The 26,228-nt window shown below is 35.7% G+C and carries 26 protein-coding genes; 17 read left to right on the top strand and 9 right to left on the bottom strand.

Going from position 1 to position 26,228, the window contains the following annotated elements; all coding sequences use genetic code 11:
- Positions 1 to 115: 115 nt before the first annotated feature.
- Positions 116 to 1,921 carry a DUF4116 domain-containing protein gene (locus HX005_RS07755; RefSeq protein ID WP_286376909.1) on the bottom strand — a complete coding sequence of 602 codons (1,806 nt, stop codon included), beginning with the start codon at positions 1,919 to 1,921 and terminating at the stop codon, positions 116 to 118.
- Between the two features lie 158 nt (positions 1,922 to 2,079).
- Here HX005_RS07755 and ahpF point away from each other — a divergent pair, with 158 nt between their 5' ends.
- Positions 2,080 to 3,645 (top strand): alkyl hydroperoxide reductase subunit F, encoded by a 1,566-nt coding sequence (gene ahpF / locus HX005_RS07750; RefSeq protein WP_286376908.1) that lies wholly within the window; start codon positions 2,080 to 2,082, stop codon positions 3,643 to 3,645.
- Positions 3,646 to 3,907: 262 nt separating this feature from the next.
- On the opposite strand, the gene HX005_RS07745 is transcribed toward ahpF, so the two are convergent.
- The 3 genes from HX005_RS07745 to HX005_RS07735 form a co-directional block, all read right to left on the bottom strand.
- Positions 3,908 to 4,162 (bottom strand): YfhL family 4Fe-4S dicluster ferredoxin, encoded by a 255-nt coding sequence (locus tag HX005_RS07745; protein ID WP_107008652.1) that lies wholly within the window; start codon positions 4,160 to 4,162, stop codon positions 3,908 to 3,910.
- A gap of 2 nt (positions 4,163 to 4,164) precedes the next feature.
- Positions 4,165 to 5,565: a prephenate-dependent tRNA uridine(34) hydroxylase TrhP gene (gene trhP, locus HX005_RS07740; protein WP_286376907.1), complete on the bottom strand. Its 1,401-nt coding sequence runs from the start codon at positions 5,563 to 5,565 to the stop codon at positions 4,165 to 4,167.
- Between the two features lie 81 nt (positions 5,566 to 5,646).
- Positions 5,647 to 6,057, bottom strand: coding sequence for a Cd(II)/Pb(II)-responsive transcriptional regulator (locus tag HX005_RS07735; RefSeq protein WP_286376906.1), 411 nt, complete (start codon positions 6,055 to 6,057; stop codon positions 5,647 to 5,649).
- A 65-nt stretch (positions 6,058 to 6,122) separates the two neighbouring features.
- Between HX005_RS07735 and HX005_RS07730 the strand changes: the two genes are divergently transcribed.
- The 7 genes from HX005_RS07730 to HX005_RS07700 all read left to right on the top strand — a co-directional run bounded on the left by HX005_RS07730 (position 6,123) and on the right by HX005_RS07700 (position 13,616).
- Positions 6,123 to 6,749, top strand: a complete 627-nt coding sequence (locus HX005_RS07730) for a cation efflux transmembrane domain-containing protein (RefSeq protein ID WP_286376905.1) — start codon at positions 6,123 to 6,125, stop codon at positions 6,747 to 6,749.
- 274 nt (positions 6,750 to 7,023) lie between these two features.
- On the top strand, positions 7,024 to 7,662 hold the full coding sequence (locus HX005_RS07725) for a vWA domain-containing protein (protein WP_107008656.1): 639 nt from the start codon (positions 7,024 to 7,026) through the stop codon (positions 7,660 to 7,662).
- A gap of 85 nt (positions 7,663 to 7,747) precedes the next feature.
- Positions 7,748 to 8,389, top strand: a complete 642-nt coding sequence (locus tag HX005_RS07720) for a TerD family protein (protein ID WP_107008657.1) — start codon at positions 7,748 to 7,750, stop codon at positions 8,387 to 8,389.
- A 36-nt stretch (positions 8,390 to 8,425) separates the two neighbouring features.
- Entirely contained in the window at positions 8,426 to 9,061 is a 636-nt protein-coding gene (locus HX005_RS07715; protein WP_286376904.1) for a vWA domain-containing protein, read from the top strand.
- A 123-nt stretch (positions 9,062 to 9,184) separates the two neighbouring features.
- Entirely contained in the window at positions 9,185 to 10,237 is a 1,053-nt protein-coding gene (locus HX005_RS07710; protein WP_286376903.1) for a TerY-C metal binding domain-containing protein, read from the top strand.
- Between the two features lie 34 nt (positions 10,238 to 10,271).
- Positions 10,272 to 12,023, top strand: coding sequence for a PP2C family serine/threonine-protein phosphatase (locus tag HX005_RS07705; protein ID WP_286376902.1), 1,752 nt, complete (start codon positions 10,272 to 10,274; stop codon positions 12,021 to 12,023).
- 63 nt (positions 12,024 to 12,086) lie between these two features.
- Entirely contained in the window at positions 12,087 to 13,616 is a 1,530-nt protein-coding gene (locus tag HX005_RS07700) for a helix-hairpin-helix domain-containing protein (RefSeq protein ID WP_286376901.1), read from the top strand.
- 67 nt (positions 13,617 to 13,683) lie between these two features.
- On the opposite strand, the gene HX005_RS07695 is transcribed toward HX005_RS07700, so the two are convergent.
- Genes HX005_RS07695 through HX005_RS07675 form a run of 5 tightly spaced genes read right to left on the bottom strand, consistent with a single transcriptional unit; the run spans position 13,684 to position 18,678 of the window.
- Positions 13,684 to 14,616, bottom strand: a complete 933-nt coding sequence (locus tag HX005_RS07695) for an HpcH/HpaI aldolase/citrate lyase family protein (RefSeq protein WP_286376900.1) — start codon at positions 14,614 to 14,616, stop codon at positions 13,684 to 13,686.
- A gap of 4 nt (positions 14,617 to 14,620) precedes the next feature.
- Positions 14,621 to 15,775 carry a cysteine protease StiP domain-containing protein gene (locus HX005_RS07690; protein WP_286376899.1) on the bottom strand — a complete coding sequence of 385 codons (1,155 nt, stop codon included), beginning with the start codon at positions 15,773 to 15,775 and terminating at the stop codon, positions 14,621 to 14,623.
- Positions 15,768 to 16,550, bottom strand: a complete 783-nt coding sequence (locus HX005_RS07685; RefSeq protein ID WP_286376898.1) for an HAD family hydrolase — start codon at positions 16,548 to 16,550, stop codon at positions 15,768 to 15,770. The genes HX005_RS07690 and HX005_RS07685 overlap by 8 nt, the downstream gene beginning before the upstream one ends.
- Positions 16,540 to 17,661, bottom strand: a complete 1,122-nt coding sequence (locus HX005_RS07680; protein WP_286376897.1) for a phosphoribosyltransferase domain-containing protein — start codon at positions 17,659 to 17,661, stop codon at positions 16,540 to 16,542. Before HX005_RS07680 ends, HX005_RS07685 begins: the two co-directional genes overlap by 11 nt.
- A 9-nt stretch (positions 17,662 to 17,670) precedes the next feature.
- A complete protein-coding gene (locus HX005_RS07675) occupies positions 17,671 to 18,678 on the bottom strand; it encodes an ATP-grasp domain-containing protein (protein ID WP_286376896.1) in 1,008 nt (335 codons plus the stop codon).
- A 368-nt stretch (positions 18,679 to 19,046) separates the two neighbouring features.
- On the opposite strand from HX005_RS07675, the gene HX005_RS07670 reads away from it, so the two are divergent.
- From HX005_RS07670 to HX005_RS07630, 9 genes are all read left to right on the top strand, one after another.
- Positions 19,047 to 20,270 (top strand): TerD family protein, encoded by a 1,224-nt coding sequence (locus HX005_RS07670; RefSeq protein ID WP_286376895.1) that lies wholly within the window; start codon positions 19,047 to 19,049, stop codon positions 20,268 to 20,270.
- A 51-nt stretch (positions 20,271 to 20,321) separates the two neighbouring features.
- On the top strand, positions 20,322 to 20,897 hold the full coding sequence (locus tag HX005_RS07665; RefSeq protein ID WP_107008667.1) for a TerD family protein: 576 nt from the start codon (positions 20,322 to 20,324) through the stop codon (positions 20,895 to 20,897).
- Positions 20,898 to 20,913: 16 nt separating this feature from the next.
- Positions 20,914 to 22,017, top strand: a complete 1,104-nt coding sequence (locus tag HX005_RS07660; protein WP_107008668.1) for a DUF475 domain-containing protein — start codon at positions 20,914 to 20,916, stop codon at positions 22,015 to 22,017.
- Between the two features lie 3 nt (positions 22,018 to 22,020).
- Entirely contained in the window at positions 22,021 to 22,599 is a 579-nt protein-coding gene (locus HX005_RS07655) for a TerD family protein (RefSeq protein WP_107008669.1), read from the top strand.
- 132 nt (positions 22,600 to 22,731) lie between these two features.
- Positions 22,732 to 24,042 (top strand): vWA domain-containing protein, encoded by a 1,311-nt coding sequence (locus HX005_RS07650; protein WP_286376894.1) that lies wholly within the window; start codon positions 22,732 to 22,734, stop codon positions 24,040 to 24,042.
- An 11-nt stretch (positions 24,043 to 24,053) separates the two neighbouring features.
- Positions 24,054 to 24,770, top strand: coding sequence for a TIGR00266 family protein (locus HX005_RS07645; protein WP_107008709.1), 717 nt, complete (start codon positions 24,054 to 24,056; stop codon positions 24,768 to 24,770).
- Positions 24,771 to 24,782: 12 nt separating this feature from the next.
- Positions 24,783 to 25,370, top strand: a complete 588-nt coding sequence (locus tag HX005_RS07640) for a TerD family protein (RefSeq protein WP_107008671.1) — start codon at positions 24,783 to 24,785, stop codon at positions 25,368 to 25,370.
- A 151-nt stretch (positions 25,371 to 25,521) separates the two neighbouring features.
- Positions 25,522 to 25,917 (top strand): tautomerase family protein, encoded by a 396-nt coding sequence (locus HX005_RS07635; RefSeq protein ID WP_286376893.1) that lies wholly within the window; start codon positions 25,522 to 25,524, stop codon positions 25,915 to 25,917.
- Between the two features lie 22 nt (positions 25,918 to 25,939).
- Complete coding sequence (locus HX005_RS07630) at positions 25,940 to 26,218, top strand: DUF7710 domain-containing protein (protein WP_286376892.1); 279 nt, start codon at positions 25,940 to 25,942, stop codon at positions 26,216 to 26,218.
- Positions 26,219 to 26,228 lie beyond the last annotated feature (10 nt).

Genomic DNA, 26,228 nt, shown 5'->3' with positions numbered 1-26,228 from the left:
TAAGTGTTCTAAAAGCTATCTTTTTAAAAAGAGTAATATATGTTTGAAGTTTTTAGTAATAATGAAAAAATATAGAATATTTATATCGTGAATTTAATATGAAGAAATGGCAAGATTATTGCTGAATGAGAAAGTCACAACTCAACTTAAAATATCGCCATTCTTGTTTACATTTTTTTCTAAAGAGTTGGTAAATTTTTTCCATAAAGGATTCATTTTTCATCAGTGCAACGGGTAAATGATAGATATTGTCGAAATCTTGTTGTATGGCGAGTAGAGAAATGCGAGCATCTTCACGTAAAAACAAAGGTAAATCAGGATAAATTTCTAAATATTGCATTTTATACAAGACCCATTCTAAGTTTGCATAACTTGAATCAATCGTAAGCTGTTCTACAACGGATTTTGCGGAGTGATTCAGACAATAATTTTTAATCTCATGGTCTTGTTGCATTTTTTTAGGCAAATACTGCCAAATATCGGGATCCTTTTGAATAGCTTGAAAAATTTTAGCTTGGTTAGTGAGGCATTTTTTTGGCATAAATTCAATTATTCGAGGTAATTGAGTGTAGATATATTCACATATTTCTAAGTTTTTTTGATATTTTAAAGCTAAGTTTTTATAAATATTTGGATTTCCTTTTAAAGCAGCCCAAATGATTTCTTTATTATTCTGAAACTGATCTGGTAGAGCACTAAACATATCAGGACACTGTTTGACCGCAATGAAAGCCAACTTTTTATCCTGTTTATATTGTTCTTCTAAGTCGAGATAGACATTACCATCACTTTTTAAGGCTATTTCAAGCAATGTTCTTGTTTTAAATTGTGTGGAAATTTGAGTGAAAAGAGCACCTTTATTCTGTAAGGCAATTTTTAAATATTTGGGATAATGTTGGAGTTCAGGATGAAGAGTGCTAAGAATAGAAGGGCACTTATAAAGTGCAGTTCGGATAATAAGATCATTACACTGAAATTTTTGATCTAAAAAATAGAAATACTTAGGATTAATTTCAACTAATTTCCTTGCAATTTCATCGTTCATTTTTCCTTGATAGTTGCTTATAGAACTAATGCCTAATTTTGCAGCTTTATATAAGTTTTTAGTCGTATGAAATTTTTGTGGCGCATAGAAAATAAAATCCCCTTTTTCTTGTAACTTTTCAAGAAAGATCATCCTACGATTTGCACCAATATGCTTTGCTGGCATTTCAAGTTTTACATTGAAAGCTAGACGAATATATTTATTTTTACAGCGAAATTTCTTCGGTAAAAATTGAAAAATATCTGAATTTTTGGCTAAAACTTTTTTGATAAATTTGGGAGATTTCTGAAATTTTTGCGGTATCTTTGTAAAATTTTTAGCATTGAATAAAACATAAAGCTGACAAAATATTTCATTATTGAATAATTGTGTTTGCTCACTAAAATCTAAAGGAAATGTACCTAACATTGTTGCAAAAGCTACATAAGGGTTAGCCTGTTGTTTTGGATTAAGATGTTCATAATTATATGAATAATAAGTATTAAAAAAATATGCACTTGTATTGTTAAATGCAAATTGTGGTGAAAAAAAGTCAAGATTATGTCCCGAGTAAGCAATTGCAAGAGCAATGTCATGATCTAAGTATCTAAATTTTCTAGGAATGCTAAAAAAGCTCGTTTTGCCTAATAAACTATGACAAAAAGTATAACCTTTATATGCTTTTAAATATTGAGGCGTGGCATAAAGAGAAGCACAATTAAAAACAAAATTTTCATCTTGTTTAAGTTTTTCATCAACATAGACAAAAAAGTCACCTGTACTTTCTTGTGCGCATTGTTCAATAAAGGCTTTATTGTCTTTTAGATGTTTGGGGGCGTTAAGAAAGTGGTCAGGTTCATTGAGTAAACGAGAAAAATTAAATTGATGATCAAACATATAATGGTTGAAATTTATTATTAGTTCATCATTATGCCTGATTTAAATTTGTATCTAAAAAAACGATCATTAAAATAAAAACAAACTGTTTTACCTATGTTTAAAATTATCTTACTATAAGCTCAATGAATAAATTTACTCCCTTGGAGATTGTTAGCATGTTAGATACAAATACTTCTGCTCAATTAAAAACACTTTTAGAACGCCTTGAAAGCCCGATTGAAATTGTCGCTTCTTTAAATGATTCTGATAAATCTGACAAAATCAAAGAACTTGTGACTGAAGTTGCTGCTCTTTCAGATCAAGTAACTGCTCGTTTTGATGGTCAAAATGACCGTAAACCAAGCTTTGGGATCGCAAAAGTTGGTGAACAACCACGTGTATTCTTCGCTGGCTTACCAATGGGGCATGAATTCACTTCATTGATTCTTGCACTTTTACAAGTGTCTGGTTATGCACCTAAAGTTTCTGATGAAGTTTTGGCACAAATTAAAAGTTTAAATCTGACTGCAAACTTTGATGTATTTGTCTCTTTAAGCTGTCACAACTGTCCAGATGTGGTTCAGGCATTGAACCTGATTGCGATTAATAATCCTGGCACTACAGCCACCATGATTGACGGTGCATTCTTCCAGGATGAAGTTGAAGAGCGAAAAATTTTGGCTGTACCTATGGTATTTCAAAATGGTGAACATATCGGTCAGGGTCGTATGACGCTGGAAGAAATTGTGGCCAAACTGGATACGGGATCGGCAGCTAAAGATGCTGAAAAACTCAATGCCAAAGATGCTTTTGATGTATTGGTGATTGGTGGTGGTCCTGCCGGTGCAACTTCTGCGGTCTATGCTGCACGTAAAGGCATTCGTACTGGGATTGTTTCTGAACGCTTTGGTGGTCAGGTTATGGATACCATGGACATTGAAAACTTTATTTCAGTGCAAAAAACCCAGGGTCCCAAGTTCGGTGCAGATATGGAAGCGCATGTTCGTGAGTATGGCGTGGACATCATGAACTTACAAAAAGTTAAAAACATTGTAGGTGCTGATCAAACAAGCAATGGTTTGGTTGAAATTGAACTTGAAAATGGTGCAAAACTTGAATCGAAAACCGTAATCCTGTCTACAGGTGCACGCTGGAGAGAAATGAATGTACCGGGTGAGAAAGAGTATAAAACACGCGGTGTTGCATACTGCCCGCACTGTGATGGTCCATTGTTCAAAGGTAAACGTGTTGCTGTGATTGGCGGAGGTAACTCAGGAATCGAAGCGGCGATTGATCTTGCAGGTATTGTAGAGCATGTAACCGTGGTTGAGTTTGATACCAAACTGCGTGCTGACCAAGTGTTACAGGACAAATTAAACAGCTTGCCAAATACCACAGTGATCATGAATGCGCTTTCAACTGAAGTGATCGGTGATGGTTCACAAGTCACAGCATTGAAATATAAAGATCGTGCGACGGATGAAGAGCACATTGTTGAACTTGCAGGAATCTTTGTACAAATTGGCTTATTGCCAAATACAGATTTCCTAAAAGAAACAGCAGTGGAACTCTCCAGCCGCAACGAAATTGTAGTCAATGACCGCAACGAAACCAATGTCAAAGGTGTATTTGCTGCGGGTGACTGTACCACTGTGCCATATAAGCAAATCATCATTGCTGCGGGTGAAGGTGCCAAAGCCTCGTTATCTGCCTTTGATTATATTATTCGTTCTGGGCAGTAATTGGAAAAGCAGCCAAAGTTAGTATTTATAGACTTTGGCTGATCAGACTTAGATTTCCTCTTGATAGGAATTGAGTACCTAACAGCTCAATTCCTTTTTTTATGTCGAATAAAATTTAGATTTTAAATAAATTGAAAGCCACATGTTCCCCAAATTTCCCCAATAACATGTGGCTTTCGTTTCCCCTACAATTTTTTTGTTTTTAACTTAATGAAATTGCTATTCACAATTTCTTTATTATTTGTGGTTGTTTTTTATTCTTTTATTTATTCCATAAATTAAGACCATGAAACTTTTCTAAGAGTTGTGCCTGTGTTTCACGATATTCTGGATGTGGTTTTATGCATTCAATGGGGCAAACTGCAATACATGTTTGATGCTCATAGAAACCGACGCATTCTGTACAACGCTCAACATCAATTTCATAAATTTTTTCACCTTCAAAAATCGCTTGATTAGGACATTCTGGTACACACATGTCACAATTGGTACATTCATCAGTAATACATAAAGCCATAACTAACTCGCCTTATAAGCTAAAGAAGCAGCAGAAATATCAGTATTTGAATGAGGTAAATTGCGAATAAGTAAAGCAAAATTCATATCTACCTCCGCAGGTGTTGGAATATTCACAATATGCCCTGAACCTTTAGCAGCAGTAATTGCATTGCCTTTCTGGTCATACATCTCAGTGAGTTCAAAAGTGATATTGCCTGAGGTTGTCATCAACTCTAATGAGTCACCCACAACAAAACGATTTTTCACATCAATTTTCAAGTAATTTTCATGTCGTTCCAGTATTTCACCAACAAATTGTTGATGCTCAAAACATGATGAACCTGTTGCATAATTTTGATATTCAGAATGTATGTGACGACGTAAAAAGCCTTCGGTATAACCACGATTTGCTAAGCCTTCAAGTTGTGTCATCAATGCAGAATCAAAGGTTTTACCTACCATTGCATCATCAATTGCTTGACGATAAATTTGTGCAGTACGTGCGCAATAAAAATAAGACTTGGTACGACCTTCAATTTTTAAAGAATGGATTCCCATTTGAGTTAAATGCTCTACATGCTGTACAGCACGTAGGTCTTTGGAATTCATAAAGTATGTGCCATGTTCATCTTCTTCTGCGGCAAACATATCTTCATGATTTCGTTGTAATAAAACTGGTTCGCCAAATTTATTTTGATTTTGGGCGTGTTGCTCGTCGGCATCTTTATAGGTGCAGCAGCTTGATGTTGTCTCCAATTGTTGAACTGGAATAACATCCCCAAGTACATCTTCTGCTGCTTCGTGAACTTTATAATCCCAGCGACAAGCATTGGTGCAAGCGCCTTGATTGGCATCACGTTTATTCATATAGCCTGAAAGTAAGCAACGACCAGAATAAGCCATGCAAAGTGCACCATGTACGAAAACCTCAAGTTCCATATCAGGGACATTTTGCTTAATTTCTTTAATTTCTTCGAGTGATAATTCACGTGATAAAATCACACGAGTTAAGCCCATTTTTTTCCAAAACTGAACTGTTGCCCAATTTACAGCATTGGCTTGAACTGATAAATGAATAGGCATATCAGGAAAATGCTCACGGACTAGCATAATTAATCCTGCATCTGACATAATCAAAGCATCAGGTTGCATCGTAATAATGGGTGTTAAATCTCGAATAAAATTTTTAAGTTTAGCGTTATGTGGCTGAATATTCACAACAACATAAAATTTTTTAGCTAAAGCATGGGCTTCTTCAATGCCTGTTTTTAAATGCTCATGAGTAAATTCATTATTACGAACACGCAAGCTATAACGCGGTTGACCTGCATAAACTGCATCTGCACCATAAGCGAAGGCATAACGCATATTTTTTAGCGAGCCTGCTGGAGAGAGAAGTTCTGTTACGTAAGAAATGGTCATGAAATAAAAGGCATAAAAAAATTATGGGTTTTATTGTAGACAGATAAAAAAATGATTCAACCTAGTAAATTAGTAGGAATTTCAATAATTTTCAGCCTCAAGCTGTTTTAAAATTTCACAATGATGAATACTTTGTGAATTAGGGCAAGATGCTCTTAGTTGAATCAGTTGTGATTGAAATTTTATTAATTCATCAATTTTATCAGTAACTTGTTGAATATGATCTTCAATCATAACATTGACTTTTTCACAGCTTTGATTTGGATTTTGTTCAAGTTCGATTAAGGTTTGGATTTCTGATAATGAAATATCAAGTGCTCGACAACGTTTAATAAAGATTAATCGTTTGATGCTATTTTCATCATAATAGCGATAATTATTCGCTGCACGAAAGCTGGGTTGAAGCAATTTTCTCTTTTCATAAAAGCGGATGGTATCGGAACTTAAGCCAGTTTTTAGGGCTAAATCTTTAATTAAATAATGTGTCTTCATTGTGCTTGACCTTGGAGTTACTTCATAGTTTTGAATAAGAATAATACATCATGAGGACTTTGAAAATGGCATGTACTTGTAGTCATGAACCTGCACCTAAACAACCCAATAGCAAGTTTCGTACAGCACTTTGGATTGCGTTGGTGATTAATCTTGCTATGTTTTTTGTCGAGTTAATTGGTGGTGCATATGCACATTCTTCTGCGTTATGGGCAGACTCACTCGATTTTTTTGGTGATGCCGTAAATTATGCCATTTCTTTGGCTGTTTTAGGTGCAAGTTTATATTGGCGTGCTACTGTTGCATTGGCTAAAGGTATTGTGATGGCAACTTTTGGTTTAGTGGTAATTGTTAAAGTCATTTACGCTTATATACAAGGCATTCCACCTGAAGCATTAACAATGGGTGCAATAGGTATATTAGCGCTGATTGCAAATGTGGTTTCTGCGGTTGTGTTATATGCATTTCGTGATGGTGACTCAAATATGCGTTCAGTCTGGTTGTGTAGTCGTAATGATGCCATTGGAAATGTTGCGGTAATTATGGCGGCAATAGGTGTTTTTGGCACAGGAAGTATGTTTCCTGACATTATTGTTGCAGTAATTATGGCTGTTTTAGGTTTGACAGGAGGTTATCAAGTGATTAAAAAAGCACAAGAAGAACGAAAAGCAGAAGTTCATTTGAGCCATTAAAAAACAATTTTTCAAAAGACCACCGATTTGTGGTCTTTTTTATTACTTGATTCAGTAAGATTGATTTATAGCCTAAAAAGACAAATTTGTGATTTGAACAATAAAAATTATTTAAAAAAGAATAGAGTTCATTGCATTATTGAATGTATATTAAGAAAAATGATATTTAATAAAAAATGAAAAAATCAGGACATTTCTCTATTTTAATTTTTGATATTTAGGCTAAGATGCTTTTAATTACAAATTTTAAAATTGATAAAAAAAGGACAGAATGATGAGAAGATTACCTGTTTATTTATTGCTAGATACCTCAGGATCTATGTTAGGTGAGCCGATAGAAGCCGTAAAAAATGGGGTCGAAATGTTGGTTTCATCTTTAAGACAAGACCCTTATGCTTTAGAAACTGCATATCTTTCGATTATTAGTTTTGATACCAAAGCAAAGCAGTTAATGCCATTGACTGAATTAGCCATGTTTAATACACCTAACTTACAAGCAACAGGTACAACTCAACTGGGTGAAGCACTGTCTTTGTTGGCAGATCAAATAGAACGAGAAGTCCAAAAAACCACGCCAGATACACGAGGAGACTGGAAACCATTGGTTTTTATTATGACAGATGGTGCGCCCACAGATGACTGGAAAAAAGGTTTTGAAAAATTAAAAAAAGTTAAAACAGGTATGGTGATTGCATGTGCAGCAGGACACAATGCTGAAACTGCAATTTTAAAGCAAATTACAGAAGTTGTTGTGGAGTTAGCTACAGCAGACTCAAATACCATCAAAGCATTTTTTAAATGGGTATCTGCAAGTATTTCAACAGGCAGTCAGAAAGTAGATGCAGGTCAAAAAGAAGTGACAGGTTTAAGTGATTTACCACCACCGCCACCAGAAGTGAATGTTGTACTGTAGTTTTGAGTCTTTATAAGCTTGGACAATGAAATTCTAGGTTTCAATTGCCCTCAAATTTTTAACGAAAAACAAAAAGGAAAATAACGTGGGAATTACACTCGCAAAAGGACAAGGTCTTTCATTAGAAAAAGCAGACAATAACTTGTCATTGGTAACCATTGGATTAGGTTGGGATATTGCTGAGCAGAAAAAAGGCTTTTTAGGTGGGCTATTTGGTGGGCAAACTGCTGAATACGACTTAGATGTCATCGCTTTTTTATGTGATAACAATGGCAAGGTTCAAAATTTGGGGCGAGATGCTTCAGGGCATCCGACATTAAATAATAGTGATGTAATTTTTTTCAATAATTTAAAACATCCATCAGGTCATATTTGGTTAACAGGAGATAACCGAACAGGTGCGGGTGATGGTGATGATGAACAAATTATTGTGAAATTAAATTCATTATCAACTGCTTATCATAAAATTGTTTTTATTGTGCAAATTTATGAAGGAAATAAAAATAAACAACATTTTGGTCAGGTACAAAATGCTTTCATTCGTGCTGTTGATGCGTCGGGTAAAGAAATGGTACGTTTTAACTTATCAGGGCAAGGGCAGTATGAACAACAACGATCATTACTTTTTGCTGAATTAGTACGTGAAAATTCAGGTTGGAAATTTAATGCGATAGGTTCATCTTCACCTTCAGATAATTTTGTTGAATGGCTAAAAGATTACGTTTAAAACTAGACCTAAATAGTTAAATAGATAGAGAATAATATGCGTCGACTCCCTGTTTATATTTTATTGGATACTTCTGGCTCTATGCGAGGAGAGCCCATTCACTCTGTAAATGTTGGTTTACAGTCGATGCTGAGTGCATTAAGGCAAGACCCTTATGCACTTGAAAGTGTATATCTCAGTGTGATTACTTTTGATATGCAAGCAAAGATTTATTTACCTTTGACACCTTTAGATCAAGTGCAATTGCCTGATATTGAAGTTCCAAGTGTTGGTGCAACATTTATGGGTGCCGCACTTGAATTATTGGCTGAAGATGTGCAAAAAAATATTAAAAAAAGTACAGAAGATCAAAAAGGAGACTGGCGACCTTTACTTTTTTTAATGACTGATGGCTCACCTTCAGATGTTTATGCGTATCAGCAAATCATCCCAACGATCCAACAACTTAATTTTGCTACAATTGTTGCATGTGCCGCAGGACCTAAAGCAAAAACTGAAGCTTTACAGCAACTGACTTCACAAGTGGTTGTGTTGGATTCGATGGACTCAAGTTCTTTTGCGAGTTTTTTCAAATGGGTATCAGCGAGCGTTGTTGCGGGAAGTAGTAGTGCTGGTGTTGTTGATAATATTGAATTGCCACCACCACCTTCTGAGATCCAATTGGTGTTGTAATAGACGTGACTGAACAGGTTTTTACTGATTGTATATCTGTAATGTCATGATTTTCTGATTTTAAATTTACACTCAAATACAGATTTTATAATAGGCAACGAATAACAATAAAAGGATGATTTTATGCGTCGACTACCGGTATTTTTTATGATTGATTGTTCAGAGTCTATGGCTGGACAACCCTTAAAAGCAGTACAAGAGGGAGTAGATTTTATTATGAGTAGTCTACGCACCGACCCTTATGCTTTAGAAACTGTATATATTTCTGTCATTGCTTATGCTGGTATTGTACGAACTTTAGTCCCATTAACAGAGTTATTTGCTTATCAAAAATGTGAATTACCCTTAGGTGGCGGAACACATTTAGGTAAAGCCTTACAGCATTTAGGCAGAGAAATTGATCGCTCAGTGATTAAAACCACAGCAGATGTCAAAGGAGACTGGAAACCCGTCGTTTACTTATTTACCGATGGTCGCCCTACGGACGAGTACCAAAGTGCGATACAAGAATGGAAAGCTCAATATGGTCATCGAGTGACGATGATTGTCATTGGATTGGGTCAAGATGTTGATTTTTCAATTTTAAAAGAATTAACAGAGCATTGTATTTCAGTCGATCAAATTGATCATGAATATGTCAAAGGTTTATGTAAATGGATTAGTGCATCAGTCGTATCACAAAGTGTGAGTGTAGCAAAATTTCAAAATGCCGAAGAGTTGCTTCCACTTGATCAGCGTTATATGAATTTAGCCAAATCAAAATTAACATTTAGAAAAAGTCATGCTGATGATCGAGTAGTTACATTTGTTGGGCGTTGTCAAAAATTACATCATCCTTATCTTTTAAAATATAGCCGAAATTTACAATATGGTGGTTTATCTGATTTAAATATTAATCTTTATAATTTTAAGTTAGAAGCCTGTGAAGCCATTAGTGAAGAGTATTTTAGTTGGACAGATCATAGTGCAGAAAAACCACAAATTAATACTTCAAAATTAGAAGGTTGGTCGCAATGCCCACACTGTTATGCCGATACCGCTTTTGCGATGTGTGGTTGTGGTAATTTGATGTGTTATGACGGCTATAGCGAGTATGTAACTTGTCCGTGGTGTCATCGTCAAATTAGCTTTTCCACAGAGGGCGGCGATTTTGATTTAACACGTGGGCAAGGTTAGAGCATCTTAAAATGGGTCATTTTAGAGGGATATTATGCAAGAGTTAGCGTGTAAAATAAAAAAAATTTTAGCAGTCAATGATCTTGGTTTGGATGAACAATTTATTGATTTCTTTAAAACAGAGCAGCAGTTACAACAATTATCTAGATTGATCTCTGAATTAAAAAAACAAAGCTCAATACAACCTGTACTCAATACAATTTCAGAACCTCATCAAGTTGAAAATAAAACTGAAATCGCATCGCAAGATGTCATGATAGACAAAGCCTTAGATTTAAATATTGAAAATGCGGTCGTTGTGGTTGAACCTGAACCAACTAAAAACAACTTAGATGTAGAAGATAAAGAACAAGATCATTTAGAACAAAATACAGCGCTTGTATTTGACGCTCAGCTTGACCAGAAAATTGATTTAGAACTGACCCAAGAACATCTTATTGCAGAGGCAGAGCAAAATGAGCAAGATCAATTGAAATTAAGTGAGATTTTAATTGATCCAGAGCAAGCCCGTACTGTACCTGAACAACAAGCACAAATTGAAAAAAATAGAGCAGAGATTACAGATGTGTTTAAATCAAAAATGATCAATGAGTTAAAATTCCAAGTAGATAATGCACGTGCAGGGCAAGAATATTGTTCAAAAATTCAAGTGATATCTACATTAGTACCAGAAAATATTGAATTTATTACTGAAAGTTTTAAATTTCCCAATGAGCAATTTCAGTTTGATGAACCATCACAAAGTATTCAAGGTCAACCCACTGAAGCTGACGAGTTTAATTTTTCATTTCAATATCGTGTGAATCATGAAATATATACAGGACAATGCCGTATCAATGTAATCCCAGACCCTCGTAGTTTATGGAAAGTGATAGAGCCTAAAGAAGGTCAAGCTTTTATTAAACCTCATACGGATCAATTGTGCATTGATACAGAAAATTATCAATTAATTGCAGCAAGTCGTCGTGGACGTTCACATGAACATGCGGGCAGTTTTAGAGATGATGATTTTTGTATTGCACATATTGCAAAAAGCTCTTGGTCTATTTTAGCCGTTGCAGATGGAGCAGGAAGTGCTGAATATTCTCGTGAAGGTTCTCGTGTTGCTGTAGAGATTGTACAAAAAGAATTTCAACGATATTTTAATGAATATACGATTGATGCTTTGGATGCTGATATTAAGTTATGGCAAGTAGATCAGCCGCAAGAAGCTGAAACACAACGTATTGCAAATAAATTAAACCAACAATTTTATAATGTATATTATGAAATTTATCGTTCTATTTTGACGCAACTCGATCAACTTGCACAAGAAATGAATGTTGCAGCGAAAGCATTTTCGACCACACTTTTGGTTGCGGTGATTTATCAACATCCTGAAAAAAATCTAATCAGTACTTTTTCAGTTGGAGACGGCGCTATTGCTGTTCTTAGTGACGATATGGTACGTATGATGAATGTTGCTGATGGTGGTGAATATGCAGGGCAGACTAAGTTTTTAGATCGTAGTATTCATCATGAGTTAGGTAGTCGTATCAAAATTGGCTGTTTTAAAGATTTAAATGCCGTATTGCTAATGACCGATGGTATTTCAGATCCAGTTTTTGAAACAGATGCGGGTTTGGCAAATCAGCAAAAATGGCTAGATTTATATGCAGAATTACAACCTATTTTTGCTCAAACTCAACCTGAGCAAGCGCTTTTAGAATGGATGCATTTCTTTAAAACAGGGCATCATGATGATCGTACTTTAGCGGCATTATGGAAGAAATCTTCTGAAAAATAGTACGGATTGTGGAAAATAATCTAGTTTTGAACTAAAAATATTTAAAAATCAGGTAGTCAAGCAATGTCGGCAAAAATCGTAAAATGTACTACAGTTGATGGACGTCCAATCGAATTTGTAGATGAGGTGATTGGATCAGGTGCCATGAAAGATGTCTATTTTTCACCTGATCGTAGTTATGTTGTATGTTTTTTTAGTAAAGAAAAAAATAAATTTTATGAGTCTAAAGCTGCATTTGAACAGCAAAAAGACCGCTTAAAAGAAATTGTGGGTAATAAATGGCAAGGTATTTTTAATGGTGTAGGCGGCGATTATTGGAAAAATATTTTTTGTTGGCCAGATGGTTTGATTGAGCATAATAATCTACTTGGAATTACGGCGCCAACGTATAAAAAACAGTTTTTCTTTGATTATGGCTCAAAAAATAATGATTTTTTAAATATTAAAGGGAAAGAAAAAGAAGGAAAGTGGTTTGCAAGTGCGAATAATCAAAACCGTTTCTTGGATGATCGAGAAAAAGGAACTTGGTTAAATTATTTAAAAATCAGTATATTGATATCACGTGCAGTACGTCGCATGCACGCTGCAGGTTTGGCACATTCAGACTTATCCTATAAAAATGTGTTGATAGATCCTGTGACAGGGAGTGCCTGCGTAATAGATGTTGATGGTTTGGTTGTACCAGGGAAATTTCCACCTGATGTTGTAGGAACGCCAGACTTTATTGCGCCTGAAGTGGTGATGACAAGCCATTTATCTAAACACGATCCTCAGCGTATTTTACCCAGTATTGCCACAGATAAGCATGCACTTGCAGTATTGATTTATATGTATTTATTGTATAGACATCCTTTGCGTGGTGGTAAAATTCATGATGTAGATGATCCACAAAAAGATGAAAATCTAGCGATGGGAGAGCGTGCTTTATTTGTTGAGCATCCAACAGATCAAAGTAATCGAGTAAAAGCGAATCAACTCAAACCTTCACAGTTACCTTGGGCTGATCCCGCACAAATTCCCTATACTGTGACAGGACCTTATTTAACTGAGTTATTTAATCGAAGTTTTATTGATGGTCTACATGATCCTAGCAAGCGCCCTTCAGCAAATGAATGGGAAACAGCTTTAGTGAAAACAGTAGACTTGGTACAACCTTGTTTAAATTCAGCATGTAGTCATAAGTGGTATGTATTTGATAATACGACAAAACCGAGTTGTCCATTTTGTAAAACAGTATTTACAGGAAAACTCCCTATTCTAAATTTATATTCAGCGCGACAAGGTTCGAGTTATCGTCCTGATAATCATCGTTTAATGGTATGGACAGGGCAGTCTTTGTTTGCTTGGCATGCCAATAGTATGATTGCACCAAATGAGCGTTTAACGACTGAACAAACAAAACGTAAAGGGTATTTTGTATTGCATCAAGATCGTTGGTGGTTGGTTAATGAAGACTTACCTGACTTGACTGATGTCCGCAGCAAGACTTCTATTCCAATTGGTGGAAAAGTAGAACTTACAGATGGTGCACAAATTTTATTATCTAAACAGGATGGTGGGCGTTTGGTGGTGGTGCAAATGGTTGAGGCTTAGCGCTTATTGTTCAATATAGATTTAAAAAAAATGGCGAAAATTTTCGCCATTTTTAGCTATTTAAGTTTTAAGCATTTAATTTAAACACATCATTTTGATGTGCTAGGTTGGATTTATCTAAACCAAAAGTTTTATAGCGTAATAAGACCATTTCTGCCCAATTACGATGTGTTGCAGGCTCAAGCATTGATCCCTGACTTTTAAATACACTTTTAGCATCAATTGCTAGGACTTGTTGCGCTTCTTGAAATTCGTCTACAGAAACCTGAAACGCTTTGTGAATGAAATCAATTTGAGAGGGATGAATTGCTGTTTTGGTATAAATACCGTTATTCATATCTTGTTCGAGTTCACTTAAAAGAATCTGAGTATTTTCAATGTGTTCACATACAGGTGAACTTAACTGAAAACCTGCAGGAATAAATAAACCTGCTAATTGTGAAATTAGCATACCTACAGGTGTTTGATAAATCGTTGTATTTTTAGGTCGACGTAAATGTAAGCAAGACAGTAGGTCATTGCCACCAATTCTTAAACATAAGGTTTTATGAAAGTCATATTTTAAAGCTTGTTGTAACTCAACATTATGCCCCATATCAAATATTTCTTTGGTTTCAAATGTTGGCATAAGATGAATGTGTGAGGGTAAAACGTCCATCCATTGCATTAAATTATGTAAGGTAAACTTAGGTAAAATCATTCCACTGATTGTGTGATTAAAATCCCAGTCAACAATATATTTTGCCATTTCAATATGACGTGGTCGGATAAAAACAGCAGGTGCTTTGAAGTCTGGATGTTCAGAACGGCGTTGTAATAACGCTTTTAAATTGACCATAGCCGTTTGTACATCTTTTTCTAACACAGCATCTTCTAAACAGACTGCAATAGATTTTAAATTTGGAAATTTTATACCTTGGGTGACTTCCCATAAATTTTCATGAGTTGCGGGAATATACATGGTCGCGCCAAGTTCTATAGCATGTTGTAATTGTTTCATGATTTTATTTTCCAACTTTTTTTATTAAGGTCACCGCATGATATGGACCTAAACGAGAACCTAAAATATCGATAGGAACATTTTGTTGTTGTGCAAAATGCAGCAATAATTGAACATGTGGATTGTTTTCATCGCGAATTAAAATTTTTTCAGGAACGCGGCGTAAAACAGCACGTGTGGCTTCAGCAATACTTGGTTTAATATGGTTAATATTTTCAATTTCATATTGTTTAGCAATCCAATCAACTGTACTTAAACAAAGTTGTTGTTGCTGTAGACGAATGTCATTGTTCCATTCAATGCTAGATTGAAGATGTTGTGTATCAATAATTTTTAAAATATCTTGAATAAATTTTACAGATAAATCATGATCTTGTAGGTGGTTGTAAATGACACAATCATGCCATTTTTCAGGATTAAAACAATCCTGTTCAGCTTCGGTTTGTAAAATCTCCTCCCTTAAAATGCTACGAGATGTTAAACCTGAAATCACTGAACCTAAAATACCAAAAGGAATGAGCCAGTCATCACAACTAGCACTTAACCATGAATATCCCCCTAAATCGGATAAGGTAACAAGGCGAGGAATAGTCCAACCTTCATCAAACAATGCAGGATAATCTTGTAAACTTTTTGTTAATTCACGGCAAATAGCCCCTTTACCTGTCCAACCATCAACAAAAACAATATTTTCAGCACCATGTTGTTGGATAATGGCATTTAAAGCAGCAAAATCTATACCACGATCTCGAATAATACTAATACCATAATGAAAACATTGTTGTTGTTTCGCAATGCAATGTTTTAACAAGACACCTAAAGGAATACCCGCACGGACTAAGCTGACTAAAATAATCGGTTGCTTTGGAAAATGAGTCATCAAAGCTAGACCAAGTTGCTGTACTTCTTGTGCCAAACGTTCCGCGCCATGTACAAATGCATGCTGAAAATGTTTTAAATGTTCAGCCGTTGGCGCTTTTTCTTCACTAATCATTTCTGAGTAGTGTTTTTTACCCGATTGAATCAGTCGTTCTTTTTCTGCGACAGGGGTGGTTTTGATCTGAGTAATATTGAGTAAAAATGTAATATCTTCTGGGCGATAAGAACCATGAAAACCTAAATTAGCTAAGATTGGGTTGATATCATTTAAATTAGACATGTCCTAAGAATCCTTTCTGTCGGTGATCATTGATGAGGTTTTGTGCTAAAAATTGGTCGAGTTGACTATTTTTTGGCATGCCAAACCAATCACAGCAGCTTAAAAAACCTGCATCTGAGAGACTATCTCCCCAACCTAAAATAGCACGTTCGCCTTTTGGATCATGTTTTTCAATAAAAAATTCAACTGCTTTTTGTTTCGAAACAAATTTTGGAATAACCGCTAAATTATTGCCATTGATATGAATATAACAATGCTCAATCACTTCGGCTGGTAAATGCTCAACCAATTGATCTAAGAACAAACCATTCTCTGGCTGATTTTGTTTAGCGACTGAATATATTTTTAGCCCATTTTCTTCGACTGTCCAAGTGCGGATTGAACCTAAATCTTGTGCAGTTTTGAGTAAAATATCAGGTAATTCATGTAATAATTCATTGAATTGTGCAACAGCTTGTTGTTGAATATTAAACCAATCTTGGTCAATATTTTGTTGATGGTCAATAATTGTGCCACCATGTGAGCATACCGCACCATATTGAAATGGTAAATGTACACGTTTTAAGGCTTCTACAGAACGGGCGGTGACAGGAACAACATCAGCAGATGCAAATAGCCAATTCACAAAAATCTGTTGCTTAGGTTTCATATACGATAAAGGCTGTCCACTAATATCAGTCGTTGCAATTTTATGCAAATCTGTGGGTGTCGATTTACGATTGGTTTGAAATAAAGTATCGTCTAAATCAACAAAAATTAATGGCTTATGGTTCATAGCTAATCACTTCTAAATTTTCAATTTGTGCAAAAAGTGCAGGATCTACACTATTTTTTTCTGTTTCAACGACCAATAAAACGCGGTCAAATTTTTGATGTTTCACGTTATAAGCGTAATTATTAATATTCAGCCCATAGTTGTCAGTAAATGAACAAATGCTTTGGATGGCATGTCCTTGCATAATAGGAGAGCGTGTTGTGGAGCTATAATAAACTTCAGCACCTTGTTGCTCTAATTGTTCTGCAAGTAAAAAGGGAATCCAACTAAACTCACCTGAGCCTAAAACTAGAATTTTTTCATGAGGATGTTTAAGTTTGACGTTAGACCATGCTGTACAGTCTAAAAAGCTAGGTTCACGCCCCCAGTTATGTGGAGCAATAATTTTCTGTGCTTCCTGATTGGTTTTATTTACATCAGGCATATGAATCTCAATGGCTTTATCATTATCTTGCCATTGCCAATGCCCATGTAACAAAGACACTACTTCAATTGGAACACCAACATCTAAGTCATCTAAATGTTGTTCTGCCCAATTCACTAAAGTCACTAAAATAATACGTTCAACTTGTGCTAAACCTGCTTTTTGTAAACTTAAAATGAGATTTTTAAAAGTTTTGCCAGTTGAAATCTCATCATCAACTAAAATGAGCGTTTTAGAATCAATAATATGCTGATGTTTTTTAGGATCATGACTGCTTAAGATAAATTGATCTTGTGCATGACTGTGTTCTTCTAAAAATAATCCTAAAGTGGGTAGAGCATCAACAGGATGACGTGTTGTAGTTAAAAATAAAGCATTCTCAGCAAAATCTTGTTTTAACTCACGATAAACGCCTGCACCTAGACCTACCGCCGTTTCAGCCATCCCAATCACTGAAATCGGATAAGGAAGGTCTTTAGGAATTAAAGCAGATAAATCAGCATAACTCCGTTGCATTGTTGAAGGGGCAACAGGAATATGTTTACCTAAGACTTTGGAAACAAACAAAAATGCGCGTTTAGGATTAATTCTTTCTGCAAAATCTAATAAATGATCTAAATCCCAATCAGGATGATGTTGACGAACTGAAACACGAATACAACCACGACTTAATTCAATTTCTTTCATTAATTAATCTTAATCCATTTTAAAGCTTTGTACTAAAGGCAATACTTTGACAGGTGAAAGCGGTGCCTCACGAGCTAAATCCAAGCCTAATTTTTGTGCAAAAAGTTCTGCAACTAAATTCACCCCAGTATGCTGGGTATATGCAAATCCGCCCGCAGGACGTGCATTAATTTCTAAAATATGCCATTTTTGATGTTGGTCTTGTTTAAACTGAATATTAATTAAACCGTCGCAATTAAAATGTTGAACGAGTTGTGTGCAAATTTCATGACAAGGGTGATCTAAAAAACACACTTGATGAAATTGATGTTTAATACGTGTGACTTGTGCCAAAACTTTACCATGATCACAAGCAATATCAACAGAACACTCTTCACCATTCAAATACGGCATAATCAAGTATTCAATACCTTGTTGAAGCTGTGCATACGCTTCGATAAATTGTTGTGTATTGGCAACAAAAGGTGATTTAAAGTGTTGAAAATAATCAATATCATTTTTTAAATTTACAAAGCCTGCACCATATACGCCATGTACAGGTTTGGCACAAATTTCACCAAACTGCGCTTGAGCAGTTTCAATGGCATTTTTTAAACTTGTCGTTGAATCTACTTTAAATGCAGGAATATAGGGTAAATTTAATGCTTTACATTTTTCTGTAAAAGCGTATTTATCATCCATAAGTTCAAGTTCAGCTAAGGACGATGCACCTGTAACCAATTGAATATTATGTTGTTTAAATTGTTCACGATAAGGTTCAATGTATTGGGCTCTTTTACCACAAAATAACAGATGAACTTTGTGAAAAATACATTGTTCTAACAACCATGCTGCTGACTCTTCAATAGGTGGTTGATGTATAAATAAATCTGCGATATTTAACAGCTCAGGGCGCTGCAAATTGTGTGAACAGATGATATGCAGTTGAGTGTTTAAAGTGGAATTTTTTAAAGCAGCAATAATATCTTTTTGACAGGAAAAACTTTCAGCAATCCAAACAGTAAAATAATTTTTCACAGTCAGTTTTATTCTCAAGTAAGTTAAATTTAAAAAAATTAAAGTTTAATAATAAATTTCTTGGATATTATTTTGTATATTTCTCGATATAAGAGAAAATAAAACAATTACAAAAAATTATCTCAGAAGCTAGGTAATCAATTATTAAAATCTTTTGCAATATATAATTAAAATAGAATCACTTGCAATCTTTTTTTAAATCTGCTTTGTTTATATTTTTGTTAAAAAAAAGAATTATATGCTTTGGTATGTCACATTTTTATGATAAAAATGAGTTATTCAAATATATTAAATCAGAGTAATTTAAATTTTGATTTCATTGGGAAATTCACTTTTTATAGATTTATAACAATGGCTTTGAGGATAATATGCAATTGATTGCAGGTAGTAATATTGGACTAAATCAACAAAATGTTGAAATTTTAATAAAAACAAATGTCCCAGCGCATGTCGATTTAGACATCACCGCTTATTTGTTAAACCAAACCACACAAAAAGTTCGTGGTGATCAGGATATGATTTTCTACGGACAAAAACAGACCACGAATCAAAGTGTAATCTTAACTGAATCTAACAGTAAAGCACCTTATCAGAGTAAATTAAGCTTTAATACGGCTTTAATTGATCCTCAAATCAGTAAAATTGCAATTTGTGCCACTTTAAATGAACCGCATGCAGTTCATGTACTCGCTCCAATTCATATCGAGTTACAGGAAAATGGGCAAACAGTTGCAACAGCAATTGTGGAAACTCAACAAAAGTCTGAGAAAGCTTTGATTTTGGCTGAGGTTTATAAGCATAATGAAAAGTGGAAATTTCGTTTTGTGAATCAGGGTTTTAATGGTGGGTTAAAACCACTCGCTGAAAACTTTGGTGTTGAAATTGCAGCAGAAACAACACAAGCTGCGCCAACGCCAACGCCAACGCCAACGCCAACGCCAACGCCAACGCCAACGCCAACGCCAACCTCAAGTTTAAATTTATCTAAAATTAAATTAGACAAAACCAATTCAAGTATTAACCTGACTAAAAAAGGCTCAGGTTTTGGTAAAATTTCAGTAAATCTAAACTGGAATCAAGGTCAGCAAACCCAATCTGGTTCATTTTTTAAGAAGTTAGTGGGTGGAAATAAAACAGTCGATCTCGATTTGGGTGCAATGATTCAGTTCAAAGGCGGTCAGATTGCATTGGTACAGCCATTGGGCAATCAGTTTGGACATTATGATCGTCCGCCATTCATTTATTTAGATGGTGATGATCGTACTGGCGCCGTGACGACAGGCGAGAACTTGCATATTAATGGTGATCGTTGGGATGAAATTGAGCGTGTAGTGATCTATACCTATATTTATTCGGGTGCAGCACAATGGGCTGCAACAGATGGTGTCGTGACGATTCGTATCCCAAATCAGCCTGAAATTGAAGTGCGTTTAACAGATGGTAATCATTTGACGACTTGCGCTATTGTTGAGTTAAAAAATATCGCGGGTAGTATTCAGGCAAATCGTGAGGTGCGTTATTTTAAAGATCAACAATATTTAGATCAGCATTACAGGTTTGGCTTCCGTTGGACACAAGGATCTAAAGATTAAAATTTTATTTATTTTTTATATTTAAGTTCATAAGAGAAAGGGTAGAAATACATGGCTATTACTTTAAATAAAGGTGGTAATTTATCACTAAGTAAAACAGACCCATCATTATCACAAGTACTTGTGGGTTTAGGTTGGGATGCTCGTGCAACAGATGGTGCGGATTTTGACTTAGACGCTTCAGCATTTTTATTGGGCGCAAACGATAAGGTTCGTGGTGAACATGACTTTATTTTCTATAACCAAACACGCTCTCCTGAAGGTTCTGTGGAACATACAGGCGATAACCGTACAGGTGATGGCGATGGTGATGATGAATCCGTCAAAATTAACTTGGGTTTAGTACCTGCGGATATTCAAAAAATTGCGATTACGGTGACGATTCATGATGCAGAGCAACGTGGTCAAAACTTTGGTCAAGTACAAAATGCATTTATTCGTATTGTTAATGATCAAAGTCAAGTTGAAATCGTTCGTTTTGATTTGAACGAAGATTATTCAACTGAAACAGCAATGGTATTTGGTGAATTGTATCGTCATAACGGTGAATGGAAATTCCGTGCTGTAGGTCAGGGCTATGCAGGTGGTTTGCGTGCAATGTGCCATCAATATGGCATTAGCATCTAAACGTTGAGTGGAATGAATGAAGCATTTTAGATTTTCGATCTTATTCACCATTATCTGTTTAGCAATTTCAGCATATTGGGGATTTACTCACGGACCTGATGCAGGTCTGATGATGATGTTTAAAGTATTGGCAATTACGGGTATTTTAGCCATCATGGAAGTGTCATTGTCATTTGATAATGCCGTTGTGAATGCTTCCGTACTTAAACATTGGGATATGTTTTGGCGTAAGTTATTCTTAACTGTCGGAATCATCGTTGCTGTATTTGGTATGCGATTGGTTTTTCCATTGCTCATTGTTGGTGTAACCGCAGATATGAGTATGGTTGAAGTGGCTAAGTTAGCACTAAATGACCCTAAAACTTATTCTGAAAAATTGATGGATCATCATGCTGAAATTGCTGCCTTTGGTGGTATTTTCCTATTATTAGTCTTTTTAAACTTCCTCTTTGATGATGAAAAAGATGAACATTGGTTTCATTGGATCGAGTCTAAATTAGCAGATTTAGGTAGCATTCAAGCGATTTCAGTTTTTATTTCACTGGTTGTATTGTTGGTGATCGCAGGTTTTGTACCAGAAGCACAGCGTTTAGTTGTGGTTATGGCAGGAATCTGGGGAATCGTGGTCTATGTGGGTGTGCAGGTCATTGGGCACTTACTTGAAGGCAGCGGTTCTGATGACGAAGATGAAGATGAAAAATCTTCAAATGGCAACGCAACAGTTACAGGTACGGTCGTAAAAGGTGGTATTGGTGGCTTCTTGTATTTAGAAGTATTAGATGCATCTTTTAGTTTTGACGGGGTCATTGGTGCATTTGCAATTACCAATGATGTTGTTGTGATTATGTTAGGTTTGGCAATAGGTGCGATGTTTGTTCGTTCTATGACCATTTACCTAGTTGAAAAAGGCACATTGGATGCCTATGTATATCTAGAGCATGGTGCGCATTATGCGATTGGTGCTTTAGCATTGATTATGCTCGCAAGTGGTACAGGTGTGCATGTACCTGAAGTTGTAACAGGATTGATTGGTGTAGCGTTTATTGTATGGGCGGTATTATCATCAATTTCGTATAGCAAGAAACAGCAAAAGTTAGAATCAACACAAGAAGGAAATTAAGACATGGCGATTAGCTTATCTAAAGGCGGTAACATTAACTTATCTAAAACTGCACCTACGATGAATAAAGTAGATTTAGGTTTAGGTTGGAACCCACGTGTAACTGATGGTAAAGCATTTGACTTAGATGCAGTCGCATTTTTAACAGATGAAAATGGCAAAGTCACAGGTGATGGCGATTTTATTTTCTTTAACCAAAAAGTATCTCCATGTGGTTCTGTAACGCATCAAGGTGATAACCGTACAGGTGATGGCGACGGTGATGATGAAACGATTTCTGTAGACTTGTCTAAAGTTCCTGCAAATATTGCGAAAGTTGTCTTTGCAGTTACCATTCACGAAGGTCAACAAAACGGTCAGAACTTTGGTCAAGTTGACCGTGCTTATATCCGTGTCATTAACCAAGATGCAAATGGTGAAGAGCTTGCGCGTTTTGACTTATCTGAAGATGGTAGCACTGAAGTTGCGATGATTTTTGGTGAATTATACCGTCACAGCGGTGAGTGGAAATTCAAAGCTGTAGGTCAAGGCTTTAACGGTGGCTTAGGCGCATTGGCTGCAAGCTACGGTGTTGCCGTTTAATCTGTAAAAACAGTATAAAAAGAGTACTAAAAGAGCAATCTTTTAGTACTTGAAAATAATTTGACAGTCTTTGTATTTTATAAAAATCGTTTTAAATCGATTATTTTCAAGTACTAAAATAGAGAATGATATATGCAACTGGTTTCAGGACAAAAGTTCGCACTGACCCAACTATTACAATCTACATTAGAATTGAGTGTACGTGTTCAAGTGCAAGCAAGTTTTGAAATTGATATTTCTAGCTTTGGCTTAGGGCAGCATGATCAGCTTTATCATGATGATTATATGACTTTTTATAATCAGCCAAAAACGCCTGAAAATGAAGTGCAATATTTTCAGCAAGCACAGCAACATATTTTTAAATTCGATCTCAGTCAGATTGATACTGAAAAAACGCCCCGTTTTGTGATTTGTGCGACAACAGATCAAACAACTTTAAATCATATCCAATCTATTCAAGTTGAGTTAGTCAATGCTGAGCAGCAAGTTGTAGCACATTATCCATTAAATAGTGCTCATTTTCAGCAAGAAAAAGCGGCTATGTTGTGTGAAATCTACTTTAAAAATGACGCTTGGCGCATGGCGGCGGTTGGGCAAGGTTTTAATGGTGGTTTAAAAGCGTTAGTTGAGCATTTTGGTGGTGAAGTTGCAGATGAAACTGCTGCTTCTCCTATCGAAAATACCGTAACTCAAAACCATGTACCTGCAACGACATCGACTTTAGATTTAAAGAAAAAAGTAGTGTTAGATAAAATTGAGAAATCTGCCCCACAGCTTTTAGAACTCACTAAAAAATCTTTGATCAGTTTAGAAAAGAATAACTTACTCAATGTGAAAGCACGGGTAGCACTTGTTTTAGACTATTCAGGTTCAATGAATCAGCAATATAAAAAAGGTGATGTACAAAAAGTCCTTGATCGGATTATGCCTTTAGCGGTGAATTTTGATGATGATGGTCGTTTTGAATGTTGGGCATTTGCACAGCATGCTTTACGTTTAAGCGATGTACATTTAGGCAATTTAAAAAACTATATCAACACAGAACAGGGCGGGCATAAAAAATGGGATGCTGGCGCACGTTTTAATAATGAACCTGCGGCACTGAATGCGGTGATTGATTATTTTATTCAAGAAAGCCCTTCCGATTTGCCTGTTTATGTGGTGTTTATTTCAGATGGCGGCGTATCTGAAACTAAAAAAATTAAACAAATTTTAAAAGATATATCCAATCAAGCAATTTTTTGGCAGTTTGTGGGCATTGGTGGTCGAAACTATGGTGTCTTAGAACAGTTAGATGAGATGTCGGGACGTGTGATTGATAATTGTAATTTTTTTGCAATGGACCATATCGACAGTATGCCTGAGTCGCAACTTTATGATTTGTTATTAAATGAATTTCCAATGTGGCTCAAAGCTGCGCAACAAAAAAATATAATCAAGTAGGACAAAGAGCAATGGCAACATTTACCTTAGTTGGTAGTCCAGAACCTTTTTTACATGTCAGTATGAAACGTGGTGAATCGATTTATTGTGAATCGGATGCCATGGTCATGGTTGAGCAAAATCTCGAAGTGACAGGTAAGTTACGTGGCGGTGTATTTCAGGCATTTATGCGTAAATTTACCTCAGGCGAGTCTTTGTTTCAGCAGCAAATCAAAGCTTCAAATGGAGATGGTGAATGTTTGTTGTCACCAAATTTAGATGGAGATATGCAAATTTTAGATGTTGGGCAACGGCAATATATTTTGTCAGACGGTGCATTTGTCGCTGCAACTGAACATACCAATATTAAAGCGAAAGTACAGAGTAATATTGGTGGTGCATTATTTGGCGGCACAGGTGGCTTTGTAGTGATGGAAACAGGTGGGCAGGGGCAAGTCTGTATTTCAGGCAGTGGCACCTTGCTTGAGTTAGATATTACCCCTGAACAAGGCGAGGTCACCATTGATAATGGTCATGTTGCAGCTTGGGATGCGTCTTTAAACTATAACATTGGTATGCCGACTTCAGGCGGCGGTGGTATTGTTGGCAATATTTTTAATAGCTTAACAAGCGGTGAAGGTTTAGTGATTAAGTTTCGTGGGCATGGCAAAGTGATTGTATGCTCTAGAAATCGTGCAAGTTATTTACAATGGTTGGCATCGGCTTTAGGTCGTGGAAACTCAAACTGAAGGAAACAATAAATGGGTATTAGTCTAGTAAAAGGTCAAAAAATTTCGTTAGAAAAACCAGATGGTTCTTCATTAACAAAAATTTATTTGGGTGCAGGTTGGGACGTTGCTAAAGGCGGTGGCTTTTTAGGTGGTCTATTTGGCGGCGGTGGTGGCTCTATTGATTTAGATGCTTCAGCAATTTTATTTGATGCCAATAAACAAGTGCTTGATAATGTTTGGTTTGCTCAGCTTCGTAGTCGTGATGGCAGTATTCAGCATTCTGGTGACAACTTAACAGGTGAAGGCGATGGTGATGACGAGAAAATCTTTGTAGATTTGACGCGTGTTCCTGATCAAGTTCAGCAAATCGTATTTACGATTAGTAGCTTCCGTGGTCAAACTTTTGAAAAAGTAGAGAATGCCTTTTGCCGTTTAGTCGATGAAACCACCAACACTGAAGTTGCAAAATATAATTTGTCAGCACAAGGTAATTATACTGCTTTGATTATTGCGAAAGTATATCGTCATAATGGTGCTTGGAAAATGTCAGCGTTGGGTGAGTCTTGTCAAGGTAAAACGATTCATGACATCGTACCTTCGGTATTGCCATTGTTGTAATTGATTATTTTTGATGACATAAAAGCCTAATTTTTAGAAATTGGGCTTTTTCTATATAGATTGCATGCTTTTGGTTTAGTTGTAATAAAAATAATGCATTTGCTATAACTGCGTTCAATAGTGAAAATATATTTTAAATAGGCGAATCATCATGCCAAGTATTATGATTGAAGTCAGACAACATTATACAGTTGATACTGAACTAGAAATAATGGAGGCTGTGCATAAAGCCTTTAGAGATGCTTTTAAAATTTTGCCTTATGATCGTAATATACGTTTTATAGAACATGAACCACAGCGTTTTCAATGTCCGCCAGATAAAGACAAACCTGAATTTTATACATTGATCACAATTGATGCTTTTATTGGGCGTTCTTTAGATGCAAAGCGAAAGTTATATGAAAATATTGTCAATAATCTTGTACCTTTAGGCATACCAAAAAATCATGTCAAAATAATATTACGTGAAATTCCTGCGGAAAATTTTGGTATACGTGGGGGAAAAGCTGCATGTGATATAGATTTAGGTTTTAATATAAATGTTTAAAATAAAAAAATAAGGGGTGATGATGAATAAAAATGTTTATATTTTTCAGGGAGAACGTGCAACATTTAGCTCGGCTGTATTTTCAAATATAGTACAAGCTACAGAGTGGATTGAGAAAAATAATTTAAGTGGGATTTTAACGGAATATATTCTGGATTATCCAGTATATGATTGGGCGGTTGATCAGGGTTATTTTAAACCGAAGTCTGAGATCGACTGTTCTTCTCAGTTTATCGGTAGATTTAGTTCAGCTTATCAAAAACATTGGCATTATATTCATGGTAAAACTGAGCAAGAATAAAGCCCACCCA

This window comes from Acinetobacter sp. R933-2, assembly GCF_030325485.1.
GTDB lineage: Bacteria > Pseudomonadota > Gammaproteobacteria > Pseudomonadales > Moraxellaceae > Acinetobacter > Acinetobacter sichuanensis.
The sequence above is the reverse complement of the archived record's forward strand: the minus strand, read 5'-3'. Positions and strand labels throughout refer to the sequence as shown.

Bases quoted from the DNA above. Each gene is read 5' to 3' on its own strand.
- HX005_RS07755 (WP_286376909.1), bottom strand. From the start codon at position 1,921: ATGTTTGATCATCAATTTAATTTTTCTCGTTTACTCAATGAACCTGAC.
- ahpF (WP_286376908.1), top strand. From the start codon at position 2,080: ATGTTAGATACAAATACTTCTGCTCAATTAAAAACACTTTTAGAACGC.
- HX005_RS07745 (WP_107008652.1), bottom strand. From the start codon at position 4,162: ATGGCTTTATGTATTACTGATGAATGTACCAATTGTGACATGTGTGTA.
- trhP (WP_286376907.1), bottom strand. From the start codon at position 5,565: ATGACCATTTCTTACGTAACAGAACTTCTCTCTCCAGCAGGCTCGCTA.
- HX005_RS07735 (WP_286376906.1), bottom strand. From the start codon at position 6,057: ATGAAGACACATTATTTAATTAAAGATTTAGCCCTAAAAACTGGCTTA.
- HX005_RS07730 (WP_286376905.1), top strand. From the start codon at position 6,123: ATGGCATGTACTTGTAGTCATGAACCTGCACCTAAACAACCCAATAGC.
- HX005_RS07725 (WP_107008656.1), top strand. From the start codon at position 7,024: ATGAGAAGATTACCTGTTTATTTATTGCTAGATACCTCAGGATCTATG.
- HX005_RS07715 (WP_286376904.1), top strand. From the start codon at position 8,426: ATGCGTCGACTCCCTGTTTATATTTTATTGGATACTTCTGGCTCTATG.
- HX005_RS07710 (WP_286376903.1), top strand. From the start codon at position 9,185: ATGCGTCGACTACCGGTATTTTTTATGATTGATTGTTCAGAGTCTATG.
- HX005_RS07705 (WP_286376902.1), top strand. From the start codon at position 10,272: ATGCAAGAGTTAGCGTGTAAAATAAAAAAAATTTTAGCAGTCAATGAT.
- HX005_RS07700 (WP_286376901.1), top strand. From the start codon at position 12,087: ATGTCGGCAAAAATCGTAAAATGTACTACAGTTGATGGACGTCCAATC.
- HX005_RS07695 (WP_286376900.1), bottom strand. From the start codon at position 14,616: ATGAAACAATTACAACATGCTATAGAACTTGGCGCGACCATGTATATT.
- HX005_RS07690 (WP_286376899.1), bottom strand. From the start codon at position 15,775: ATGTCTAATTTAAATGATATCAACCCAATCTTAGCTAATTTAGGTTTT.
- HX005_RS07685 (WP_286376898.1), bottom strand. From the start codon at position 16,550: ATGAACCATAAGCCATTAATTTTTGTTGATTTAGACGATACTTTATTT.
- HX005_RS07680 (WP_286376897.1), bottom strand. From the start codon at position 17,661: ATGAAAGAAATTGAATTAAGTCGTGGTTGTATTCGTGTTTCAGTTCGT.
- HX005_RS07670 (WP_286376895.1), top strand. From the start codon at position 19,047: ATGCAATTGATTGCAGGTAGTAATATTGGACTAAATCAACAAAATGTT.
- HX005_RS07665 (WP_107008667.1), top strand. From the start codon at position 20,322: ATGGCTATTACTTTAAATAAAGGTGGTAATTTATCACTAAGTAAAACA.
- HX005_RS07660 (WP_107008668.1), top strand. From the start codon at position 20,914: ATGAAGCATTTTAGATTTTCGATCTTATTCACCATTATCTGTTTAGCA.
- HX005_RS07655 (WP_107008669.1), top strand. From the start codon at position 22,021: ATGGCGATTAGCTTATCTAAAGGCGGTAACATTAACTTATCTAAAACT.
- HX005_RS07650 (WP_286376894.1), top strand. From the start codon at position 22,732: ATGCAACTGGTTTCAGGACAAAAGTTCGCACTGACCCAACTATTACAA.
- HX005_RS07645 (WP_107008709.1), top strand. From the start codon at position 24,054: ATGGCAACATTTACCTTAGTTGGTAGTCCAGAACCTTTTTTACATGTC.
- HX005_RS07640 (WP_107008671.1), top strand. From the start codon at position 24,783: ATGGGTATTAGTCTAGTAAAAGGTCAAAAAATTTCGTTAGAAAAACCA.
- HX005_RS07635 (WP_286376893.1), top strand. From the start codon at position 25,522: ATGCCAAGTATTATGATTGAAGTCAGACAACATTATACAGTTGATACT.
- HX005_RS07630 (WP_286376892.1), top strand. From the start codon at position 25,940: ATGAATAAAAATGTTTATATTTTTCAGGGAGAACGTGCAACATTTAGC.